We start from the raw sequence: 3,812 nt of genomic DNA on the forward strand, positions 1-3,812 counted from the left end.
TCGGATTGCCAAGAGCATCACACAAGCATGGACCTTGGTGGTCAGCCCACCACGCGAGCGGCCGATCGCCTGATCGCTACCGTTTTTTTGGGTGCGCCAGCGGCATGCTGATGGGCCCGGACAATGGTGGCATCGATCAAGGGTTCTTCCATGCCCGCATCACCCTGCAAGACTTCTGCGACCCGATGCCATACCCCGTATGTTTCCCAGCGGGCAAAGCGGATAGATACCGAGTGCCAGTTGCCCAACTCTTTCGGCAAGTCCCGCCAGGAGCAACCCGTCCGCGCCAGATACCGCACTGCCTCGACAAACCGCCGGTTATCCACTGTTCGCCCGCCTTTGTCCGTAGGTTTCCCGGGCAGCAAATCTGCAATCCGCCCCCACTGTCCATCATTCAACATTTGCCGATCTCTGTCCAACATCCAAATTCCAGGAGGTAAACACAAATCAGCTACTGTGAACAGGCCCTAGCGCATTCAGGCATTCAGGCGCCGGTCGCAATCTTGGCCACCTGCCTGTACGGTTCGAGAAATTCCACGGTGCCGTTGAAGATCAGGCCCATGCCCATGGCGGCGACAAAGAAGCCGACGATCCGCGTGGCGGCGTCGATGCCCTGCTTGCCGATCTTGCGCAGGATCGGCTTGGCGTAGACCAGCGACAGGTAGGTCACCCCCATGCAGGCGAAGATCGCCGCGCTGGCGGCGAGGAAGTGCAACATCTCCCCCGGTGACTGCCTGATCGTCGAGGCCATGCTGATCAGGGTGGCGATGGCGCCGGGACCGAACATGATCGGCATGGCGAGCGGCACGAAGGCGATATCGGTGTCGCCCGCGTCGGCGCGCGGAATGATCCCTCCCGAAGGCGGGGGATTGAACAGATCGAAGCCGACGCGGGTGAGAATCACGCCGCCGACCACGCGCACCATGCTCAGGGGTACCTCAAAGAGGCGCAACAGCAAGGTGCCGAAGAGGAGAAAGAAGAAACTGAGCAGGAGCGCATAGATGCAGGCCTGGCGCGCCACCCTGCGCTGTTCGGAATCCGTCTTCCCGTCGGTCAGGCCAAGATAAACCGGTATCGCCTCGAGCGGGTTGATGATCGCCACGAGGGTGGTAAACAGGCTGATGAAAAGCGTGATGGCGGGAGTCATGCGAACAGCACTCCTGAGGGAAACATGGGAGGCTTCGGACTGTACCACCGGCAGAAATGCCAGTCGCGCCGAGGCTGGGCAAACTCAGGGGCAAGTCGAACATTGGCAGGCTATCACAAACGTCCGGGGGCGGACAGGCGGACCGTGGCTTCCCCTTCGCCATCTCGGCCATCGCGAGTACTGGCACGGTCGCCGTACGCCGCGCGGTTGCCGATCGACGTTGACCAATTCGATGTGGCAGTCTCATACTCGACCCATGTTCTTCAGCTTCCTGTACCTGGTCTACATTCTGTTGGCGGTGGCGGTGGCACTGCGCATCTTTTCCCGCCGCAGTTCGCGCGGCACGGCACTGGCGTGGTTGCTGCTGGTCATTCTGGTGCCGGCGATCGGTGCCCTGGCCTATTTGTTGATCGGCGAGCGCCGCCTCGGACGGACCTGGATGCAGCGGGCGATCAATCTGCAGCCACAGGTGCTGCGCTGGGCGCGCAGTATCCCGGCCACCGATATCGTGGCGCAGGGCACGCTGAGCAGCGCGGCCGAGAGCATCAGCCGGCTCGCCACCGGTCTCGCCGGGCTGCCGGTGATGGGCGGCCACCGCCTGCGGCTGCTCTCCGACAGCGAAGCGATCATGCACACCCTGATCGCCGACATCAAGGCAGCCCGCAGTACCGTACACCTGGAGTTCTATATCTGGAACCCGGGTGGCTTCGTGGACGATCTCGTTGCTGCCCTGGTCGATGCGGCGCGGCGCGGCGTCTCCTGTCGCGCGTTGATGGATTCGCTCGGCAGTCGCCCGTTCTTCCGCAGTGAATCGCTCGACCGTCTGCGCCACGCCGGGGTCGATATCGTGGAAGTGCTGCCGGTCAATCCGTTGCGTGCCCTGTTCGTTCGCCTGGACCTGCGTGACCATCGCAAGATCGCGGTGATCGACCGTGGCGTCGCCTATACCGGCAGCATGAACATTGCCGATCCCCGTTTCTTCAAGCAGGACGCGGGGGTCGGCGCATGGGTCGATGCCATGGTACGCATCGAAGGGCCGGCGGCCTGGGCGCTGGAAGCTGTCTCCCTGTCGCTGACCACGCTCCAGACCGGTGGTGACTTCGCACCTCCGGAACCGCCAATCCTTTCGCTCACCGATAACTGCCGCGTGCAGATCTTTCCTTCCGGACCACAGAGCTCCACCCGGCACATCGAAGACCTGCTGCTCACCGCCATTTACTCGGCAAGGCGCGAGATCGTCCTGACCACACCCTATTTCGTCCCCAGTGAAACGTTGTTCACCGCGCTGCGCTCGGCGGCAACACGTGGCGTTCGCGTCATCCTGATCGTCCCGGCAAAAATCGATTCACGACTCGTACGCTATGCCAGTGATGCCTACAACGACGATCTGCTGAAGGCCGGCATCGTCCTGCTGCGTTTCGGTGATGGCCTCCTCCATACCAAAAGCATGGTAATCGATGAGCAGATCACCATTTTTGGCACGGTCAACCTCGACCTGCGCAGTTTCGAACTCAACTTCGAAGTCTCGCTGATCGCCTACGACCAGCGCTTCTCGTCAGAAGTGCGCGAACTGCAACGACAGTACGAATCGCGCTCACAGGCCATGCAATTGGCCGAATGGCGTGCCCGCCCGCGCTGGCGACGGTTGCTCGAGAACGTCGTCCAGGTGATGAGCCCGCTACTCTGACGATGAAATCGTCGGCGCACGCCGCGCCGGCCGGCTACGGCTCCCGGTCCACCCGCGATGCCAGCCGATCGAGTCCTTCGATGACACTCGTCGCCAGAGCGATTTCACGCAGGAAACAGGCCAGTCCGGCAATCAGCGCGACCATCGCGCCGATGAACAAGGTGGCGATCGCACTCGACAGGTCGACCTGCAGTTCGGCGCCAATGAACAGTGCGGCAACCACCAGGCAGACCAGCAGATCGCACGCGGTACACAGGCTGATCGCCCAGTGGATCAGGCGGGCCCGACGCGACAGCGAGACGATGGTCGCCAGGCTGCTCACACGCTCGTTCATGGAGATCTCCGCCGTGAGGCTTTTCTCCAGGACGTGGAAGCGGTCGATGACCCGCGCCAGACGGTTGGCCAGCACGCCCAGCAGCGCGCCGACGCCGGCCAGCAGAAACACCGGCGCCACGGCAAGCTGTATCACCTGCGCCACCGAGGTAACCTGTGTCGGTAGCGGCGTCATGGCAAGGTCTGCACCAATGGACGGCAGCCGGGGGTGCCGCGAGGGCCACCACGCTGATCGCCGTCATCTGCCACGGCCGACCGCCGGCTGTTGTACGGTCGCTCGCACGAGGAATCCGCTGTAGTCACGCGTCCAGACCTTTCTCCCGCCCGTTTGAGCTTGCTCGGCGGCTCTTGCCTGCCATCTGCCAATGTACGCCGAAATGCCGCATTTTCTCACCAGTTAATTGAATGTCGATGCACTGGAAGGCGCCTGGCGTACGCCGACGTTCTGGGCCTGATGCCTCGACCCGGCGACGGCGGGCCACCCCAAGCGGGTGCTACCGATAAACCTATTTTCCTCAGTTGAACCTCCCAGCATTGGTGCAAACTGAGCATTGATGAGGGTTTGGGGCCAAGAGGGAGGGTCACCCGATGGGTGAGATGGAGTTTGAGCGAAAGGCGCTGGTCAGAGCGGTTGATGGCGCCTTG

At 62.5% G+C, this 3,812-nt stretch carries 4 protein-coding genes; 1 reads left to right on the top strand and 3 read right to left on the bottom strand.

The features are described from left to right. Window positions 1-41: 41 nt before the first annotated feature. Both JNK99_RS17700 and JNK99_RS12255 read right to left on the bottom strand, forming a co-directional pair. Window positions 42-422 carry an IS5 family transposase gene (locus JNK99_RS17700; RefSeq protein WP_366518762.1) on the bottom strand — a complete coding sequence of 127 codons (381 nt, stop codon included), beginning with the start codon at window positions 420-422 and terminating at the stop codon, window positions 42-44. Window positions 423-484: 62 nt separating this feature from the next. Beyond that, complete coding sequence (locus JNK99_RS12255; RefSeq protein WP_291853455.1) at window positions 485-1,147, bottom strand: MarC family protein; 663 nt, start codon at window positions 1,145-1,147, stop codon at window positions 485-487. 256 nt (window positions 1,148-1,403) lie between these two features. Here JNK99_RS12255 and cls point away from each other — a divergent pair, with 256 nt between their 5' ends. Continuing rightward, window positions 1,404-2,834, top strand: a complete 1,431-nt coding sequence (gene cls, locus JNK99_RS12260) for a cardiolipin synthase (RefSeq protein WP_291853458.1) — start codon at window positions 1,404-1,406, stop codon at window positions 2,832-2,834. Window positions 2,835-2,868: 34 nt separating this feature from the next. Here the strand turns inward: cls and JNK99_RS12265 are convergent, their stop codons facing one another. Then, entirely contained in the window at window positions 2,869-3,342 is a 474-nt protein-coding gene (locus tag JNK99_RS12265; protein WP_291853461.1) for a DUF2721 domain-containing protein, read from the bottom strand. Window positions 3,343-3,812 lie beyond the last annotated feature (470 nt).

This window comes from Accumulibacter sp. (assembly GCF_016789985.1).
Classification (GTDB): Bacteria; Pseudomonadota; Gammaproteobacteria; order Burkholderiales; family Rhodocyclaceae; genus Accumulibacter.

Coding starts and splice junctions, on each gene's coding strand:
- JNK99_RS17700 (WP_366518762.1), bottom strand. CDS start 422: ATGTTGGACAGAGATCGGCAAATGTTGAATGATGGACAGTGGGGGCGG.
- cls (WP_291853458.1), top strand. CDS start 1,404: ATGTTCTTCAGCTTCCTGTACCTGGTCTACATTCTGTTGGCGGTGGCG.
- JNK99_RS12265 (WP_291853461.1), bottom strand. CDS start 3,342: ATGACGCCGCTACCGACACAGGTTACCTCGGTGGCGCAGGTGATACAG.
- JNK99_RS12255 (WP_291853455.1), bottom strand. CDS start 1,147: ATGACTCCCGCCATCACGCTTTTCATCAGCCTGTTTACCACCCTCGTG.